At 51.2% G+C, this 17,924-nt stretch carries 16 protein-coding genes; 6 read left to right on the top strand and 10 right to left on the bottom strand.

What is annotated here, in order from left to right; translation table 11 throughout:
* The first annotated feature begins 50 nt into the window (after window positions 1–50).
* Entirely contained in the window at window positions 51–194 is a 144-nt protein-coding gene (locus tag ACIS_RS05490; protein WP_187286240.1) for a hypothetical protein, read from the top strand.
* 288 nt (window positions 195–482) lie between these two features.
* On the opposite strand, the gene ACIS_RS04015 is transcribed toward ACIS_RS05490, so the two are convergent.
* Entirely contained in the window at window positions 483–1,661 is a 1,179-nt protein-coding gene (locus ACIS_RS04015; RefSeq protein WP_012880909.1) for an aspartate aminotransferase family protein, read from the bottom strand.
* A 181-nt stretch (window positions 1,662–1,842) separates the two neighbouring features.
* On the opposite strand from ACIS_RS04015, the gene ACIS_RS04010 reads away from it, so the two are divergent.
* Window positions 1,843–3,252, top strand: a complete 1,410-nt coding sequence (locus ACIS_RS04010) for a sensor histidine kinase (protein WP_012880908.1) — start codon at window positions 1,843–1,845, stop codon at window positions 3,250–3,252.
* A 5-nt stretch (window positions 3,253–3,257) separates the two neighbouring features.
* On the opposite strand, the gene ACIS_RS04005 is transcribed toward ACIS_RS04010, so the two are convergent.
* The 3 genes from ACIS_RS04005 to ACIS_RS03995 are packed head-to-tail and all read right to left on the bottom strand — an operon-like array spanning window position 3,258 to window position 5,197.
* A complete protein-coding gene (locus ACIS_RS04005) occupies window positions 3,258–4,103 on the bottom strand; it encodes a cell envelope integrity protein TolA (RefSeq protein WP_012880907.1) in 846 nt (281 codons plus the stop codon).
* Window positions 4,075–4,542 (bottom strand): ExbD/TolR family protein, encoded by a 468-nt coding sequence (locus ACIS_RS04000; RefSeq protein ID WP_187286239.1) that lies wholly within the window; start codon window positions 4,540–4,542, stop codon window positions 4,075–4,077. The genes ACIS_RS04005 and ACIS_RS04000 overlap by 29 nt, the downstream gene beginning before the upstream one ends.
* Complete coding sequence (locus tag ACIS_RS03995; RefSeq protein ID WP_041651579.1) at window positions 4,532–5,197, bottom strand: MotA/TolQ/ExbB proton channel family protein; 666 nt, start codon at window positions 5,195–5,197, stop codon at window positions 4,532–4,534. The genes ACIS_RS04000 and ACIS_RS03995 overlap by 11 nt, the downstream gene beginning before the upstream one ends.
* A 220-nt stretch (window positions 5,198–5,417) precedes the next feature.
* On the opposite strand from ACIS_RS03995, the gene mutL reads away from it, so the two are divergent.
* Complete coding sequence (gene mutL / locus ACIS_RS03990) at window positions 5,418–7,301, top strand: DNA mismatch repair endonuclease MutL (RefSeq protein WP_041651577.1); 1,884 nt, start codon at window positions 5,418–5,420, stop codon at window positions 7,299–7,301.
* Window positions 7,302–7,314: 13 nt separating this feature from the next.
* On the opposite strand, the gene dprA is transcribed toward mutL, so the two are convergent.
* The 6 genes from dprA to rpmG all read right to left on the bottom strand — a co-directional run bounded on the left by dprA (window position 7,315) and on the right by rpmG (window position 14,477).
* The gene (gene dprA, locus ACIS_RS03985) at window positions 7,315–8,451 is read right to left on the bottom strand and encodes a DNA-processing protein DprA (protein WP_012880903.1); all 1,137 of its coding nucleotides are present in this window, start codon (window positions 8,449–8,451) and stop codon (window positions 7,315–7,317) included.
* A gap of 535 nt (window positions 8,452–8,986) precedes the next feature.
* On the bottom strand, window positions 8,987–10,150 hold the full coding sequence (mnmA, locus tag ACIS_RS03975) for a tRNA 2-thiouridine(34) synthase MnmA (protein WP_011114221.1): 1,164 nt from the start codon (window positions 10,148–10,150) through the stop codon (window positions 8,987–8,989).
* Window positions 10,151–10,339: 189 nt separating this feature from the next.
* Entirely contained in the window at window positions 10,340–11,239 is a 900-nt protein-coding gene (locus ACIS_RS03970; protein ID WP_238523263.1) for a type IV pilus twitching motility protein PilT, read from the bottom strand.
* 460 nt (window positions 11,240–11,699) lie between these two features.
* Window positions 11,700–12,971, bottom strand: a complete 1,272-nt coding sequence (gene fabF / locus ACIS_RS03965) for a beta-ketoacyl-ACP synthase II (RefSeq protein WP_012880900.1) — start codon at window positions 12,969–12,971, stop codon at window positions 11,700–11,702.
* A 131-nt stretch (window positions 12,972–13,102) separates the two neighbouring features.
* Entirely contained in the window at window positions 13,103–13,399 is a 297-nt protein-coding gene (locus ACIS_RS03960) for an acyl carrier protein (RefSeq protein WP_012880899.1), read from the bottom strand.
* Window positions 13,400–14,306: 907 nt separating this feature from the next.
* Window positions 14,307–14,477, bottom strand: coding sequence for a 50S ribosomal protein L33 (gene rpmG / locus ACIS_RS03950; protein WP_012880898.1), 171 nt, complete (start codon window positions 14,475–14,477; stop codon window positions 14,307–14,309).
* A 158-nt stretch (window positions 14,478–14,635) separates the two neighbouring features.
* Between rpmG and ACIS_RS03945 the strand changes: the two genes are divergently transcribed.
* The 3 genes from ACIS_RS03945 (at window position 14,636) to ACIS_RS03935 (ending at window position 17,878) form a co-directional block, all read left to right on the top strand.
* Window positions 14,636–15,361 (top strand): hypothetical protein, encoded by a 726-nt coding sequence (locus tag ACIS_RS03945; protein ID WP_012880897.1) that lies wholly within the window; start codon window positions 14,636–14,638, stop codon window positions 15,359–15,361.
* Complete coding sequence (locus tag ACIS_RS03940) at window positions 15,349–15,867, top strand: disulfide bond formation protein B (RefSeq protein ID WP_238523262.1); 519 nt, start codon at window positions 15,349–15,351, stop codon at window positions 15,865–15,867. The genes ACIS_RS03945 and ACIS_RS03940 overlap by 13 nt, the downstream gene beginning before the upstream one ends.
* 1,108 nt (window positions 15,868–16,975) lie before the next feature.
* Entirely contained in the window at window positions 16,976–17,878 is a 903-nt protein-coding gene (locus ACIS_RS03935) for a hypothetical protein (RefSeq protein WP_012880895.1), read from the top strand.
* Window positions 17,879–17,924: the final 46 nt, after the last annotated feature.

The raw sequence follows: 17,924 nt of genomic DNA, 5'->3' as shown, positions 1-17,924 counted from the left end.
TAATAACCTTCGCCTTAACCTGGGCGCTTGCGCCATAATCTAGGCAGTACATGGTGAAGGAAGAAGAAAACGCTTCCACCAGGATCATGGCGAAAGAGGCAACCAGAAAAATATCTGCACTGTTCGATGCGCGCTTCTCCTCGATTTTTTGTATGAACTGCAATGTCTTATCTATGCGGCTTTTTCCAGCGTAGGAACCGCCTTCCGGTGTGGGAGAGTCCAAAAGTGGTGTGGAGGATGAGTCTCTGCGTTTACTACGTCTTGAACCTGGAAGCAAGGCACACCTCATTAAAACCCCCACAATATTAAGATTATAACTTAATTTATCAAAAAAAGCAACGAACATGCAGCGTAATTTTTCTGTTCTGAAACTGCGTTGTATGCACAAGGTACATAACAACCCAATTGCTGCGTGCAGACCTAGCAGTGCTTTTGTGATCTAGTGCTCAGCTATCGCTTTCCGCAACCCCGGCTTGTTGCATCTATAGCTCTTCGAGACAGCGCTCAAAAATGTGTAGTGCCTCTTCGATTTCGCCTTTGGAAACTACGAGCGGCGGCAACATCCGAAGCACGTTTCTGCTGTCAGCCGTGGAGAGAAGTAACCCTTGCTCCAAAACCTTACCAGCAAAAGCCCGTACGTTTACCTTGGTGTTCATCTGCAGCCCAACCATGAGGCCGAGCCCCCTCACTTCTTCAATGATGCCACTGAATTTTCCTGACAACTTTGTGAGTTCATCAACCAGATATTTTCCATTGTTGGAGACATTTTCAAGGAACCCCTCGCGGAGAATTTCGCTCACAGCTGCGTACGCTACAGTTGTTGCTAATGGGTTACAACCGAAGGTGGACCCGTGCATGCCCACGGCAGCAAACTGTCCGGCATTTTTTGTGATGAGACAACCACCTATAGGGAACCCCCCACCCATGCCCTTTGCAATTGAACACACGTCCGGATGCACGCCAAAATGCTCATACGCGAAGAACTTGCCGGTCCTTCCCGCTCCGCACTGCACGCAGTCAAAGAATAACAGCATATCATGCTCATCGCATATGTCGCGCAGGCCTTTGAGAAACTCCCCTCCGAGGATATGCACACCGCTCTGGCCCTGTACCGGCTCTACCAAAATCCCACCTATGTTGCCTTTGCTGACTTCACTTCGCACTGAGTCTATGTCAGGATTAACACTAACGAACCAGTCTACATATGGGTGCAGTAGCCGCATAAAATGCTGCGGTTCGTTTGCCGAGCAAGCAGCGTAGGTTCTGCCATGAAAAGAGCGCCTCATGGTTAATATCTTGTATCTTTCCGGCCTTCCCTTGCCGTTTTGGTACGATCTGATGATTTTAAATCCGCACTCTACGGCTTCAGCACCGGAGTTACAAAAAAACGCCAAATCCGCAAAGCTGCAGCCCACCAACTTTTCTGCGAGCCGCTCAGCCTCAGCTATGCGATACATGTTTGATACATGCCAGAGAGTTCTACCTTGGGTCTCTAGTGCGTTAACCAATGCAGGGTGGCAATGTCCGAGAGAAACGGTGGCAATTCCAGACACAAAGTCTATGTATCGCTTGCCTTGCGCGTCGTACAGATGAACTCCCTCGCCGCGCGCAAAACTTACGTCAAAGGGTGCGTAAAACGGAACAATGCAACTATTACCCATAACACCCTCACGCTCCGGAACCCACTTAAGGTAACGCGAAAGCCCTATGTAGGTCAACAAAATTACTTTTTTACCTAAAGTTTATGCAGGCGTACAGTTTAGAAGGGCACACAATTTAAGTGTTGATGCAGGCGTGTTATACCATTAACCTCGGCGGTGGCTAGTGGTTGGGTGCTGATACGTGCTTGTTAGACGCTTGAGAAATCTATCTTCGTTGGTGCTCGTAGCACTGTTTGTGGGTGTAGCTTGGTACGTGCATGTGCGAGTGCTGGAACGTACCCTGGACATGACCTCAGCGGAGGATATTGCAGACATAGGCCAGGTGCTGTCATACACAATACTAGATAAATACACTGACTTGCTTCGGACCGTTCCCGCGCATGTTAGCACTGATCCTTACCATGTGAACTTGATGATAAAATTGCGCGCAGAGTTTGTGCAAGCGTTACAAGGCCTTAAGGGGGTAACGGCGGTGTTGTACGGTTCCAGCGGTTCCGTGATATTCACTGTAGGGGAGGATGTTGTTGCAGACTCTATTGGCAGGGAGTCCTTATCGGGGGCACAGCTTGCAACCCTCACCAGTGGCGGTGTTTTGCGGGGGGCAGTTGCCGATGGTCGGGTTTCTGCCATTTTTCCAGTGGTGTCACAAGATGGTGGCCCAACAGTGTTCCTGCAGGTAGTTAAAGATTGTAAAAAACTCGCTCGCGCCCTTAGTAGGGCACATGGAATGTTCGTCATACCCATTGGGGCGACGATGATAAGTTGTGTGTGTTTAGTTGTGTTGTTTTACAGAAAAAGCGCAAAACTGCTTAGCAGCCAGTATGACGCGAACCTTGAGCTTCAGGAACAGAAGGAGACTGCTGAAAGAGAAAGCGTGAGTAAGTCCCAATTTTTGGCCAACGTCAGCCACGAGTTGCGCACCCCCCTTAACTCTATTATTGGCTTTTCTGAAATTATTCAATCAGAGTCACTTGGGCCGATCGGTAGTGAGGAGTATAAGGAGTATATAAGTGACATTCACCAATCGGGTGTTCACCTGCTAAGCCTCATCAACGACATTCTTGATTTCTCAAAGGCGGAGGCTAATAAGCTCACTGTAGAGTTTGTCAAATTTGACCTGAGTAAGATTGTGGACTCTTCCTTCACGATGGTGCTACCCCGGGCAAAAGATGCTAAGGTGGAGCTCAAAAAGGAAATGCCGGAAGAGCCCGTTGTCATGCTTGCAGATCCAAAACGAATGAAGCAGGTCATAATAAATATCCTGTCGAATTCGGTGAAGTTTACCCCGGAGGGCGGGCTAGTTAAGCTGTGCACTGAGATCAGGGGTGAGCAACTTGTGGTGGAAATTAGCGATACTGGTATTGGTATCGCTCAACAGGATTTGTACAAGGTGATGTCTGTCTTCGGACAAGCTGACAGCAAACACTCCCGCAAGTACGAGGGTACGGGGTTGGGGTTGCCTTTGAGTAAAAAGCTTGTGGAGCTTATGCACGGGACCTTTAGCATAAAGAGCGAGCCGAACCTGGGTACCATAGTGACACTCACGTTCCCGCACAAGCAGGAAGGGAAAGAAGGGGGGGCGTCCTTTTAGGGGCCTCAGAATGTCGACTTGGGGTTGAAAGTCAGAACTATCTCGTGCCACAGGTTATAATCGCTCCTGCTCAGCCCCGTGAGTGGGCTGCACTTGTACACCGCCCTAAGTGCGCTGTCCGCCATTGCACGGAAGAAGGGGTTGCTGTTGTATAGGTGGGTGTCCGCTATGCCTGCCCTCACTACTTTTCCGCTAGGGGCCAGCACAACACCAACCTTCACTACCATGCTCTCCACATCCTTTGCGCCCGCCGGGACAGTCCAGCACTCGACGAATTTACTCCTGATGGAATTCGCGATCCTCACTGCGAGCTCATGCTTTTCGTCGTATCTAGCTTCACCGGAATCCACTTCATTTTCCGCGCCGGGCGGCCCGATATTAGCCTCACGCTGCACCGCTTGCAGTATCCCAGACAACTCCTGCTCCGCGGTTTCTGGGAAATCTTGCGCGTCAGCAGCAACGGGAAGCGGTTCCACCGCCGGAGGAGCAGCCTGCTGCTGTGGCTGTGTAACCAACCTCTCCCTTTCCATGGACTTCCTCCCAGGGGGTGGAGGTATCTTCCTGATCGGCTCCACGACGACCTGTTCGGCTTTCTCTACGGATCTGCGCTCAATCTTTTTTCTCTGAAGAACCACCGGTTGCCTACCAACCTGAACACTGTCCGCGTCCGCCACAGGAACAGGGCCAAATACTATGACCGGGTTTCCTGCATCATGCTGAACCTTGCCCCGCTCCACAGCCCAAGTGCCCGCGAAATAAACACCACCTGCAACCACGTGCAGCAGCACAGACAAAGCCACGTGAATGTTGTTCAAAAGCGCACTACGTGCGGCCTGCACTGCCCCCAACATCAGCAACCACGCTACTATCAGCAACCAGAGCCACCTTCCTGAGGCCGTAACCGGACAACAAGTTAACCAACCTCATGATCGCCCCATAGCTCACACCCTTATCTCCACGCAGAAACACCTGGGCCTCCTTACCCTTAATTGCGGACATGAGGTCAGTTTCCAGATTTGCCTCTCTGGAAAGCTTATCGTTCACATATATAGTACCTTTCTTAGTGATGGTCAAGACAACTGGCTGCTCGGAGTGCACGCTCAGAGCACTATTTGCGTTAGGAAGGCTTACAAGAAGCGATGGCAGAGCCTTCTCCGTGTGCGCAACCATGAATATCACTAGCAGTATAAGCACTACGTCTACAAAGGGTGTCACGTTTATCTCAGAGCGGAACCTGCGAACCTCTCCGCATCGTTCTGACAATCTGCACGATACGGGTCTATTCCTCATTATCTGCAAATGCCTCGAGTTCGTATACTAGATTACTCAGCCGATTGGACATTCTCGTGATAAGTGCTGTGAACCTGTTGTAGAATATGTTAGCCGGTATTGCGACAAGCAACCCCAAAGCAGTGGCAAACAAAGCTTCAGCCACGCCTGGGCCAACAGATGCAATGCCTACGCTGACCCCAGTTGGGATAGAGCGCAGACTACCTACAACACCCCATACGGTTCCTAGCAACCCTATAAAGGGAGAAGAAGAGCCGATGGTTGCAAGAATCTCTACGTTGTCTTCAAGTTTGTCTAGGGTCCTACTCAGCTCCGCGCTCACAAACCTGTGCAACCCCGCCTGCTTGTTCGTAACCAGCTTGGAATTTTGTATCCCGTAGTTCAATATCTGCGATACTATGCCTGTGCTGCTGCCCACAATCTCGGACAGGTTGGTGAAGGTTCTTCTGGAGCTGAAACGCCCTTCAAGCTCCTTGATTTCCCTGGCTTGCTTTCTTAGTGTCAGATGCTTCTTCAAAATTACCGACCAAGAAATTATAGAGAACGCGACCAATATCAGCATGATGGCCTTCACCACAATATCAGCATTAGAAAACGCGCCAAGCATAGACAAGCTGTTTTGGATATCAATGGACGATTCGACTACATCCTTCATAGACAAAAACCACCGAACCACTGCCAATTTCTATACCCTTAATCTGCTGCGGTCAATTATAAAAAAGCAAGCACTGTCGTGCCGTAAACTATTGATGTACGCAAGTGCGTGGCCACAGGTCCCGCTAGCGCGTTATTCCCATTCCCTAGACAGGAATATGTAGTTTTCTCTTTGTGCGCTATAATGGCCCGGTGTTGCACTGGTTGTGTATGGTAACGTTGTGCCTATAGTTGTGTTAGATGCCAAGACTGTCAATAAAATTGCTGCTGGGGAGGTAATAGATTGCCCAGCAAGTGTGGTGAAAGAGCTTGTTGAAAACTCGATAGATGCGGGTGCCACTACCATAAATGTGCTAATAGACAAAGGCGGACGCAACCTCATTTCCGTGATTGATGATGGATGTGGCATACCCAGGGATGAAATGGAGAGAGCGTTTATCTGTCATGCCACGTCTAAGCTTCCGGATAATGACCTCAACAATATTAGGTCGATGGGGTTTCGGGGAGAGGGGCTGACGTCTATTGCAGCTGTTGCCAGAACTAAAATGGTCTCAAAATATAGAGGGTGCACCGAGGCCTGGTCTATAGTGCTCGAAGGAGGGGAGAAAACCAGAGATTTGTCACCTGAGGCATTACCGTGCGGGACTTCTATAGAAGTTAGAGATCTGTTTTTTGCCACTCCCACCAGGCTGAAGTTTTTGCGCACGGAGAAGGCGGAAACCCAAAGCATTGTTGATCTGATGTACAGGTTTGCCACAGCCAGATTCAGTACTGCGTTTTCCCTAACCATAGCTGACAAGCAGATTTTCAAGTACCCTGCCAGGGAAGATTTGATGTCGCGTTTGTGGGAGATGAAACCCTTTGGTGATGCGTTTCGGGAGCAGTCACTCGAGGTACGTTTCCATTCAGATGCCATAAACATCACCGGGTATATCAGCGTCCCCACGTTTAATCGATCAAGGCCCGACATGATATACACATTTGTAAACGGTAGGCCTGTACACAGCACCCTCTTTATGGGTGCAATAAAGTCCGCATATAGCGAGTTCATTCCCAGAGATCGGCATCCAGTGGTTGTGATGTGCATGGAGATCTTGCCAGGTGATGTCGATGTTAACGTGCACCCCAGTAAGCTGGAAGTAAGATTCCGGAATCGCAAGCAGGTGTACAGTGTGGTTGTTGAGGCGCTGGCAACGGCCTTGTCTAGCAATGTGTACAGAGAACTGCCTCCCCGTACCCCAGTTGGGGGAGGATTAGACCACTTCGCTGTGGATAATACGCCAGTTTTGGATACACCACACTACGGTAAAGTACACGATTATGGTGTGGCAGTAGGCCCAAAGCTTTCCGTACAGCAGACGGGGGGGGGGGGAGAATTTTTATCAAAGCCTGAGCATGCCATCGAAAACCCCCCACGCGCGGCGGAGCTGTTTTCTTTTTTGGGAAGCGGTAGCAGTAGGCGCACAACGCGTCCGGTTCTAAGCTATGACTCAGAGGCTCATATCGTGCCACTGATAGAAGAATTACCGCTAGGCAATGCGGTGTGTCAGCTTTTCGACAGGTATATAGTGTCGAGGGCCGGGGACCATGTAATCATAGTAGATCAACACGCTGCGCATGAGAGGCTCACCTATGAGTACATGAAAAAGGTAACAGCCGATGAGGGGATGAAACGCCAGGTGCTACTCATGCCTGAGTTAGTTGAGCTAGACAATGAATACGAATTAGAGTTGCTGGGCGAATATAAGGAAAAACTACTAAAATTTGGGCTAGTAATCGAACCTATGGGAAGCATGGTTGTGGCCGTGAGAGAAGTTCCGGCAATTCTTGGGGTGTTTGACGTCAAGGCAATGATTGCCAAAATAGTGGAGAGCATTGTCGAAGTGGGTGACGCGTTGTTCATGCGCGAAAAGATAAAGCACGTGTGCGGAACCATTGCCTGCTACAGCTCAATAAGAAGTGGCAGAACGCTGAAGTTGGAAGAGATGAACAGCCTGCTGAGGCAGATGGAAGATACTCCACATTCCGGCCAGTGTAACCACGGTAGGCCGACGTATGTCAAACTCAGTCTATCTGAAATAGATAAGCTGTTCGAACGCAGGTGACAGGGCAATATTACTAGTTTTCCAGAGACAGGGCGAATCTGTTACCGGGAAATCTGTGCACCTTTCTCAATAGCTCCAACTCAATGAGTTCAGCGAGTAATGTACTTGTGCCAATTTTTGTGCAAGCTGCCAGATCTTCAATGTCTGTGGGAGAAACGCTCAGTTGTTGGAGAATCGCGCGTCGAATTGCCGCAGAGCCTGCTCCATCTGTGGCAGCGTCTTGCCGCCGGGCGGCATGTCGCAGGCTGTTCGCCGCTATTGTACGTGCGCCGGGGTTCAACGCTTGTATAATATCTTCCGCAGATTCTACCAACGTGGCACCTTGCTTGATGAGATAATTGCTGCCTGAGTATTTGGGGTCCAAAGCCAAGCCCGGCACCGCAAATACTTCCCGGCCCTGCGACAAGGCAAAATTTGCTGTGATGAGGGACCCAGATCTACGTGATGCTTCCACCACAACTGTGCCCCAGGCCATGCCGGATATTATACGATTGCGTTGAGGGAAAAAGCTCGCCTTCGGTAGCGACGAAAATGGCAGCTCAGTCACAACCACGCCGCCGTTGTGCACTATCGCGCGGTACAAGTGTAGGTTATCTTTGGGATATACAACGTCAATCCCGTTCGCAGTAACTGCGACAGTAGGCATTTTTTCAAATATCACGCTATGCACCGTACTATCGATTCCCCTTGCCAAGCCTGATACCGTAACAAACCCGGCTTTAGATAGGTCAAATGCTATTCCATACGCAATACGTTTTCCGTTCGCCGATGCATTGCGACTCCCCACCATTGCAATTTTATTGTTTTTGTTTAACAAAGCTACATCACCAAGCGCGGTTATAACTGGGGGAGGATCGTATATGTGCAGCAGCATTTGGGGGTACTCCCGCTCAAACATACTTATCATCCTTGCGCCCAGTTTTCTGCACAGCTCAACTTCCTTTTCCGCATCGTCTTCTGGACATATACGCCCCACGTTACCGAGCTCTCCATGCGCGAGTGCATCGAGCGCAAGTTCCGGAGTTTTATATAGTTTTATGAGTTTCTGAAAGGCAATCGGGCCGATTTTTGCAGTGCGCATGATGCGGATGCAAGCGACTAAACAGTCGCGGATGACTGCCGCGCTAGTGATGTTGGTACTGGGGTCCAAAAAAGCCCGTAAAAGTTACTTTCTTAACTAATATAATAACTACAAAAAGCAATCGTGCAACGGCTCAAGCGTGACGTGCACACAATTCTGTGATGTGTCTCAATAGTTTATCCGGGGTGCCAATTTGGTCTACTGGGCCATAGATGCGAAAATGCGCGCAACTGCGACGGCGCCATGGGGTAGGGCTCCAGCCAGAAACCTGGTCTATCGCGGCTGCGCCGGAATCAGCACAACATGAGGGCAGGGTGGACTGCTGGGAGGTTTGAATTGCTGGGGGTTATAACCGAATGGGCTTGGTCTGGCTATGTGGAATTTTCTGGTACGCACGACAGATTTAGGTATTGCCCTGGTAAAGGTTTCTGGAATCACGCGCATTGTGTGCATGGGTGGGTGAAACATGCAAAAAGTTCCTCAAGTGCCTGCGTGCAGCAAGTGCACACTGCCCGGCTTTAGCTCGCCCCGGCCATGATGCGGCAGCCTGGGTAACGCATGGTGCAATACTAACCCACAACTGCTGCAAAAGCCCCCGTTTATCTCATGCCCCTTCGTGGCACAACTTGTTGTATATCCATCCGCCTCCTAGCAACCTTTCTTTGTCATACAGCACACACGCCTGCCCTGGTGATACGACGCAGTCCTCTTCGAGTACCACCGTTCCATAGCCGTCCCCGTCACTTGTTATAGTGGCACGGACAGTGGCGCCGGATGATCGCAGCCGAGCATCAACCGCCAGTCCGCGCTTTGGAATGTTGTAATCAGGGAGCCAATTCAGATTCTTCACGAACAATGCCCTCTTCATTAGGGCAGACTGCGGCCCAACTACCACAGTGTTCTGCGCCGCATCTAATCTTACTACATACAGCGGATATGGTGCAGAGATGTTCAGGCCCCTGCGCTGCCCAACGGTGAAATTCGATATGCCATCATGCTCGCCAAGCAAGCGGCCGTCGACGTGCACAATCTTGCCCTTTTTGACCGATGCGGGGTCCAAATTCCGCAGAACCTCCCGGTAGCTATTTTCGGGCACAAAGCATATATCCTGGCTGTCTGGTTTATCTGCCACCTCCAAGTTGAGTTGCTGCGCCAACAGCCTAACGTTGCTCTTCGCCAAATCACCTAGGGGAAATCGCAGGAATTTTAATTGTTCAGAGGTTACGGAGAACAGAAAATAGCTCTGGTCCTTCTGCGGGTCTTTACCCCGCAATATTTGCTGCTCACCGGCAATCTCAACCCTTCGAACATAGTGTCCAGTTGCTACAACATCGCCGCCTATAGCTCTGGCTGCCTTGAGCATATCTCTGAACTTGACTGTTTGGTTGCATTTCACGCACGGTATGGGAGTTTCACCCCGCTTGTACGAATTGATGAAATCGTCTATAACCTCCCTCCTGAACACTTCTTCATAGTCCAGGACGTAATGCGGGAACCCGAGCGTTGATGCAACGCGCTTTGCGTCATATATATCCACACTGCCGCAACAAGACTTTGCTCCAGACGCCGGTGAGCTGCTGTGCAGCTGCATTGTGGCCCCTATGACCTTATACCCACGTTCATGCAGTAGCGCGGCGACCACCGAGCTATCCACACCCCCCGACATTGCAACGACCACGGTTGTCTCTTCGGGTGGCTTGCCAGAAACTAGCGGATCCAAATTTAAGCTGCCATCAAACACCATTGCGGGGGAGGGTATAAACTGCACGGTAGGATTCTATGTGGGATTTTGCTGCGTCTCAAGCTGAAAAGTGCAAGCACACTAAAACCTCGCGTTCACGACCCATGTGAACTGCGGTGCCCGCGGGTGATGGGTGCAGACCTCCCGGTCAGTCGGCTACAGACTCGCTTGCTGCCCTGTGACGACGTGTTGGTCAGCATGGAAGATATACTCGGACTAAAATTCATCCTCCACGTTGCTGACGTGTCGCGAGCTTGCGCCACCAACGAGATGGGCCAGAACGGGTTGTGCATCAGAATGTGTAAGTTTATTCTCTTCAATCAACATGTTGATTTTCGCTATTATATCCGAGTTCTCTATTTGTGCCACGTTCCCACTTCTTATCGTTTCTTTGACCTTGTTGTCGAACATTATAAAGTCATACACGTAAACACACGGCTTTCTCATGAGTAGCACTTGTAGGGTTGCGCCTAATACGTGCGAAGCCAGGAAATTAATTCCTGACTCCATGTCTGGAAATAGGGTGAGAACTCTTTCCAGCATGCACGAAGTTGAAACAGCGTCTACAGCTGCTATGACCAACATTCCTGTAGTAACACATCTGTGCACCACGCTTATCAGATTGCTGTTGAGCTCCGCAAACACTACAATGTCCGCCGCTTGCTTTGTGATGAAGTCAAAATTTGCCTGAGATGCGTCATAAGTGCTTATTATGGAATTGTCTGATCTGGGTTCCGCTTCCATGCCGAAAGTCAAGATATGCTTTTTCTGGGTCGTACCGATTTTGTGCAGCAAGCACTCTATCGTGTAATTTTTGTTGTGGTGCGCCGCTCCTCCCAGCAATATTACTCCCCTAGGTGCATATGTGGCTATGCGAACAAGCTCCTGTGGGATGTCATCCTCCGATGGGAACACCAATTCCCTAATATGAACCGTAACCTTCGCTGCAGATCCGGGTTTGCTGACGTCTCTTGCTGCGTGGATATTCAAAAAATGCGTCTCGTCAAACTCCACATTCACGCCGATCTCCCCATCACTATCGAACTTGGCTTGCGCCTCTGCCGACAGCACTGCGGACAATATGCTTGTAATGTCGTTTTGGTCGATCTTTCTCACTTGCAGGAATTCTATGTGGCCTAACCTCTTGATTGCAGGAGGCTGGCCAACGACACAGTAAAGGTGGGACGCGTTGTGTTGTATAGACGACGCGACCAACTGTTTGAAATACTCCATTGCTACGTTCTTAAAACACCCTGCTAGCGCAATGTTAAGACATTTTTATTTCGCAACTATTAAGTGTGGTTCTTGCTGCGTGTGCGTGCCGTCGTGGCCATTCTAAACTCGCGTCACACCGCTTTATGGCTGTCTGAATCTTATCCTAATAAACCCAGTTGTGTGGGTGCGAACTTTCCAGTACGGCACCTACCGGGTGCCGGACTAATGATGATTATTTAGTGCGCTACGCCGGCATGCAGAAGGACGCGCGAACCCGACTGGTGGGTGTATGTAAAACACAGTTGTGGCAGACGGGTGCAGCGCCCCGTAAGGGCCACTAAACCACCTGACACCGATGTGGCTACACAGCCTTGAATAACAGCGATGCGTTCACTCCCCCAAAGCCGAAGGAGTTAGACATCGCGCTTGACACCTTATGTTCCTGCGCGTTCAAAGGCACCAAGTTCAAATTACTGTCTTCTGAAGAATTGTGCAGATTTAATGTTGGAGGCACGACCCCGTTGCAGATGGATAGTATGGTAAAGATGGCTTCTACACCCCCAGCCGCTCCCAGCAGATGGCCAATGGAAGACTTAGTGGAAGATATTGGCATGCGGTATGCGTGGTCACCAAACACCGCCTTTATTGCAGAAATCTCAACACTGTCTCCTACAGGTGTTGAGGTCCCATGCGCGTTTATGTACCCCACGCTTTCCGGGGAAACACCCGACATTTTCAGCGCCCGCTCCATTGCACCTGCTCCCCCCTTACCTTTGGGGTGTGGGGCTGTCACGTGATAGGCATCAGAAGTTATGCCGTAACCAACGAGCTCCGCATAAATCTTTGCATTTCTCATTTTTGCATGCTCGTAACTCTCCAGCACCAGGATGCCGGCACCCTCTCCGATTACAAAACCATCCCTGTCCCTATCCCAAGGACGGGAAGCGAGCTCTGGTGTATCATTGAATTTTGTTGATAGGGCCTTTATGATGCAGAACCCAGCCACTGCCGCCCTACACAACGCACCTTCTGCGCCACCTGCAAGCATGATGTCTGCTTCTCCCGATGCTATAACCCGTGCTGCATCGGCGATGGCAGCAGCCCCGGTTGCACATGCACTTACTGATGCGTTGCAATACCCGGTTAGCCCGTGTCGTATGGAAATGTGACCGGGAAGTAAGTTGACCAGACTTCCGGGTATGAAAAATGGGCTCACACGCCTAGGCCCACGCTCGTGCACGGCTATGACATTCCTTTCTATGCACGGCAGGCCGCCTACGCCGGACCCTACCAGTACCCCGATCCGGTCAGGGTTAAACTCTGCATCCAGCAGGCCAGCGTCAGACAACGCCAGGTCCGCTGCGGCCACCCCAAAGATGATAAAGCGATCAGCCTTTTTTACGTCTTTTTCTTCGACCCACCGCGCTGGGTCAAACACATGTTCTCCTGACTGGCCTTCAGAGACCACCTGGCCCCCAACTCTGCACTCAAGATCGTGGGTGTCAAACCCGCTGATGGCACTGAGGCCCGACTCTCCACTGACCAGGCGACTCCACACCTGGGGGATCTCAAACCCCAGCGGCGTCACCAGACCCATTCCAGTTACGACAACCCTAGACCTATCATCAGCCATACAAAACCGAAACAACCCCTAAACGTTGGAAGCGAACCCCTAAACCAAAGGGCCACACGGAAAGGGCGCCTGACAGCACCGGAGAACCCAAAAACTGCGTGCCATGGCGCGGTACCGCACACAGGCAGACGCTACTCAGAACCGGACTTACCATGTATGTACTTGCATATATCATCCACAGTTTCCAACCCCTGCGCTTCTTCGTCGGTGATCTCTATAGAAAACTTCTCCTCTAAAGACATAATCAGGTCTACGAAATCCAAGCTATCCAGGTTGAAATCCTTGGCTAAATTGGTGGTCCCAGAAAGAACTTGCTTCTGCTCATCCTTCAATTTTAGACAGCTAACCACGGTCTCCATGACCTTAGATTTGATGTCCTCCAAAACAGCATCGTCAGACTTCAAGTTCCCTACCTCACCACCTTCCATGACACACCCATAAAACTAAAAACAGAAACTACAGACCGGGCCAGAACCGCACGGCACTGGCAATATACCCCTAAAAATCAAAAAATCAAATAGAATTGCCGGATGAAATTGTAAAAACAGGGGGAAACTCCCACTTGATCTTGGCTGTGTACCCTTGAACCGACACATACGCATGTGGGTTTGTTGGTTGCCGCACCATTGCCCACTGGAGACCCGCATAGGTGCACGTGATTGCTCCAGATTGTGGAAAATGCCCAGTAGTTTCCATCGCGGGTATGGACATGCATTCTCATCGCGCACCAGACAAGGTCACTTCACGGCCATTGGCCAAGCCGCCACAATCGCGTAAATACCGGCCGGGAGCGTTTTCATGAAGCCTGGCCAGGGCGGAAACTTCCGGTTGCCGTTATTACCTGGGCGTTAGCCGGCCGTGTCTTTCTTGGTGTGCAACTAATAGGGTACAGAGGCTACCGCGCCCCAGGCCTATCCATAACTTACGGCTGGAGTTGACACACTGGTGCAGGTTTCACGGGACTTACATCTTGCCGGAGCACGTGGTACGAAGAGGATTGGTTTGTTGATGCACACCCGGCACGCCCGGGAGCTACACGTCCTGGTTATCCACGACCAGGACGGTGACTGGACAGCAGAAGCACCGCGGTTAATAATTATTCGAAACACACCACAGCAACTGGCTACGCACCACGCGCAAGCACGAACACGGCACGCGGAACCAACACGCCCTCCACCACAACCCGGCACCAGCACAAACGCCCCCGCGCTAAGCCAGGTGAGCCAAACAAGGGGTAGGGGAACGATGCGTACCCGCCCGGCACGCACCAGTGGAAACCGCACACCCTGGCTGCCAGCCCCAAGTAACAAACGAGGGCCAGCACACCACGCTGCACTACCTTAGCTTTTCCTCTTTGAACAGAACATGCCTTCTAGCAACCGGGTCATACTTACGGAAGGAAAGCTTCTGAACCAGCTTTTTGGGGTCACGCTTCTTAACGTAAAAGTAGCCAGTACCCTCGCTGCTGACCAACTTCACCAACAGACCAGAACCTTTTTTAGCCACAGCAGACCCACAAAACGCAAAACTGCAGAATTCTACATGTCCGGATATCGTCGGTCAAGCTGTTTGGTAAAAACGGTTGACATACCATGTGGAGTAGGTATGTAGGTGGCTAGCCCCGGTGTTGGTGGTCCATACATTCGTGTTTGTGGCTTCGTGATATGCTTAAGTCGTTGTTCAAGGTTATTGTCAGGCTTGCGGGCTTTGTAATTCCCGTCAGGGTGGTGAGCACTTTTTTGGGCATAGGCCACCTGCCCGCCTGGCAAGAGCATTGGGCCGCTCTTTCTGCGCTGCTTATTGCCCATGTATCCTGCTATATAGCATATGGGTTTTTCCCCCCTCTGTCTGATGCCGCGTTTGCTACCGGCCTCAAACTTGCTCCGTTTTTCCTGCAGGCGGCAGCTTTTCTGTTGCTCATCGGCATGTTGTCTATTTTTATCCTTCAAAACGGCGAGAAAGGCGGACCGGATGTAGGGCCAGATGCCATAGTTGTTCAGTCAGCGTTTGGCCAGTTACTTACTGCTGCCTGCGCGATGCCGGCATCGGTTACCCTATACGGTGTGGCAGGTGGTGTGTACAACAAGGTCTGTGCTGATATCTTCACGTGTCCTCTGTGGGCAAACTATTCCATGCACCTCTTCATATTCTTCATGGTGCCGTTCGTGTTTTACAACATCATGATCGTTATAAGGCCTTGGCCTGCTTCCCTTCTCAAGCTACGGTACAGCAACTGGTTTTCGACCATGATGGAGGGGGTGACGCTTTCGCTATACGCCATGCTTGCAATGTATCTGGTGGCGTTCATTTGTGCGGGGTTGCAGGTGTCTTATGCTTTGAGGTACAGTGCCGCGGTCTTGCGTATTGCATTCGTGCAGTGGGTAGGGTGATGAGGGAGTGTGGTATCCTGTTTTTTGTTGGTAGTGTGCTGGCGCTTGCAGCCGCATATGTTGGGGAGCTTGTGTATCACCTGGTTCCGTGTAGGCTATGCCTATATGAGAGGGTCCCATACTTTACCGCGCTCGTTTTCTCCTTGATTACCATGTTGAGAGGGGATAAATACTCGCTATACTTTGCTGCTATGTGTTACGTAGGCAGTGTGGCCCTTTCAGCGTATCATGCGGGTTTGGAGTATGGTTGGTTTACGGATTTCTTACACTGTGCCGGTGATGTAGATCCCCGCGCAAGTGTTGATGACATAAAGCGCAATCTGCTAAGCAATGATGTTGCTCCTTCGTGCGGTGTGCCCGGCTTTGTCTTTCTTGGGCTCTCAATTTCTGGATGGAACGTCGTGTACGCAACCGGGTGTTTGCTGTTAGCTTTTGTGGTAGGGAAGTACGGTTTTAGGGGAATGTACAGAATCGCACTGGGTGTTGTGTCTCCTAAAGGAAAGTAGCCTGTGTGAAGCCGGTTGCTCGGTTCAGCGACCTGGTGAATGTCAAACTCTCTGCGTTTTGCTGGCGGGTAGCCCTAGTCTGTGTGCTGTGGTTCGGCCTGGACCTCAGGTTACGCTGTACAGCCCATGGATGTCGAGTGTGGTGGGTCAACTGGCGGAGATAGGGGGTTGGACGCACCCCATTGGTGCTTTCCTACAGTAACGGTGCGTGCTGATGCGCCAAGAAACGTAGCTACTCTGCAATAGAGCCAGAATATTTTTCGTAGTCCACAGGGCAAACCTATTGTGGGTTTTGCCTGCCCCTGAAACAATCCCATGCGCACGACGCGGCGTAGGACGTTGGGGGGGGGGTGTGTTTGTTGATGAGGCACCCAACGTGGTGTGCATATGCCGCATTTTCAGTCCAGGGCAGCGTACACCACTTGCATTGCACAGATATCGCACGTCATAATCAGAGGCGCACGACGCTGACTGGCCTGCCACATTCGTGGTAGCTCAAACCGCGCAGTTAAGCGCTCTTGCCCTACGGGTGCCTCGACATATCCAGGTTGCTATACTGCAGCGTAAATTCTCCCGCGTAAACGTGAGTGCACGGCTGATGTTCAGCGTGCTACGCTCACACTGCACCAAGTTTGTGGGGTCTGCCCATGACTACCCGTACTTCTGTGACTTTTAGGTAACAGCACCACATGTACTTGTGCAAAGTTGTCATAATCACGTACTGCCGGATTTTGTAGTGAAGGGCACTCCGTTTGTGTTGAGCACAAAAAATTGCGCTGAAAACCATTACATTTTTAATGATGTTTGTAGTGATAGACCTGGAGCCTTGCTGGGTAGGCCATACTGGCACCTGCGTTACTAAGATAGTAGCTAAGCACCAGGTCTATGCCCTATAATGTGTTGCGCTTATGGCGCAGTGGTTTAATCATTAGATGTATTTTTGCCGTTAGACTCTCACGAAAAACGGCTGAATCGCACATTATTCGTTGACCACTCGCCCCGAAGTGTGTATGGTAACCGAGGCTTGTGTGTGTGGTGCCGGGTTTGCCCCCCCTGGGGTGAGCACCACGACTCGCAGTTGGGTTGTGTTTATAGTGGGGTGTGCCTTATGTCTTGGGAGCGGTTTCTAGGTGGCGATGATTCGCCGCGCCGTGTTGGTGCCATCCGAGTGCCGGAGAGTGATACCGGTTTCAACGCGGGGGTCGAGTTAATTGTGCGTTTGCCGCTGTCGCTTGTGTTGCTCGCGACCACGGTGCTTCTGACCACGATCACTTACGTGGCGATGACCGTCGCGATGATTGTTATACTGCCCGTTAGGTTTCTTGCCGGGTTCTTTTCCGAACGGGGCCGCAAGGCGTCCGCTGATGGCCAGGAGGAGGGTAAGGAGCCAGTCAACGGGGTGCGGAATTTCTTTGTAGCCCTTATAAAGGTTTTTCCTACCATCGTATTGTGGCCCGTTCTGGCTGTCTTTACGTCTGTTCCGGCGCTGATTGTCTCCACCTTTATGTACGTGAGTTCGATAGTGAAGAGCGTCGTGGAGTTCATGACGTGTGCGTTCACTTTTGGCGATCCCACGAAGGTGCCATCGGCAGGTCGTGCGTCCTACGACAATTACGTGGCTGTTTCTGGTATCAGGGCCGCTACGGACCTGGCTGTACGCTTCTTCGATGATAGCGGTCCTCACGCTGGTGTGACTACCCATTGGAGTGAGGTTAAGTCTGCCGTCACGGACCACGGGATTGATATCATGAAGAGCATGCTTGGTGGTGGCATTGCCGATTTAGGTACTGCGGCAGCAGCGCACCAGCAGCGGGCGGTGCCTACTGCTAAGGGCCTTGATGAGGACGTGAGGGCGCACTGGTCGATGGTAGGTGGTGCAGGTGGTAGCGGGGGAGCCGCTGCTGTTCCGGGCGTGAATCTCAGTAATGTGGATGTGCAGTTAGTAGGTGATGCTGCTGCGCGGGAGGGAGTGGACGTTGGGTCGCCCTCCACAGTGTACGTCTCTCCCTAGCCGCTGATGCCGTTGTCCTAGGGGGGGGGATCCTTCCTGTGCTGGT

Origin of the sequence: Anaplasma centrale str. Israel (genome assembly GCF_000024505.1) — a bacterium.
GTDB classification, from domain to species: domain Bacteria; phylum Pseudomonadota; class Alphaproteobacteria; order Rickettsiales; family Anaplasmataceae; genus Anaplasma; species Anaplasma centrale.
This window is presented reverse-complemented; position numbering and strand designations above follow the sequence as displayed.

Excerpts from the sequence above, each read along its gene's own strand:
- ACIS_RS04000 (WP_187286239.1), bottom strand. The coding sequence starts at position 4,542 with ATGAGGAATAGACCCGTATCGTGCAGATTGTCAGAACGATGCGGAGAG.
- ACIS_RS03935 (WP_012880895.1), top strand. The coding sequence starts at position 16,976 with ATGTCTTGGGAGCGGTTTCTAGGTGGCGATGATTCGCCGCGCCGTGTT.
- ACIS_RS03995 (WP_041651579.1), bottom strand. The coding sequence starts at position 5,197 with ATGAAGGATGTAGTCGAATCGTCCATTGATATCCAAAACAGCTTGTCT.
- ACIS_RS04005 (WP_012880907.1), bottom strand. The coding sequence starts at position 4,103 with ATGTTGGGGGCAGTGCAGGCCGCACGTAGTGCGCTTTTGAACAACATT.
- ACIS_RS03960 (WP_012880899.1), bottom strand. The coding sequence starts at position 13,399 with ATGGAAGGTGGTGAGGTAGGGAACTTGAAGTCTGACGATGCTGTTTTG.
- ACIS_RS04015 (WP_012880909.1), bottom strand. The coding sequence starts at position 1,661 with ATGGGTAATAGTTGCATTGTTCCGTTTTACGCACCCTTTGACGTAAGT.
- fabF (WP_012880900.1), bottom strand. The coding sequence starts at position 12,971 with ATGGCTGATGATAGGTCTAGGGTTGTCGTAACTGGAATGGGTCTGGTG.
- ACIS_RS05490 (WP_187286240.1), top strand. The coding sequence starts at position 51 with ATGGTGAAGGAAGAAGAAAACGCTTCCACCAGGATCATGGCGAAAGAG.
- ACIS_RS03945 (WP_012880897.1), top strand. The coding sequence starts at position 14,636 with ATGCTTAAGTCGTTGTTCAAGGTTATTGTCAGGCTTGCGGGCTTTGTA.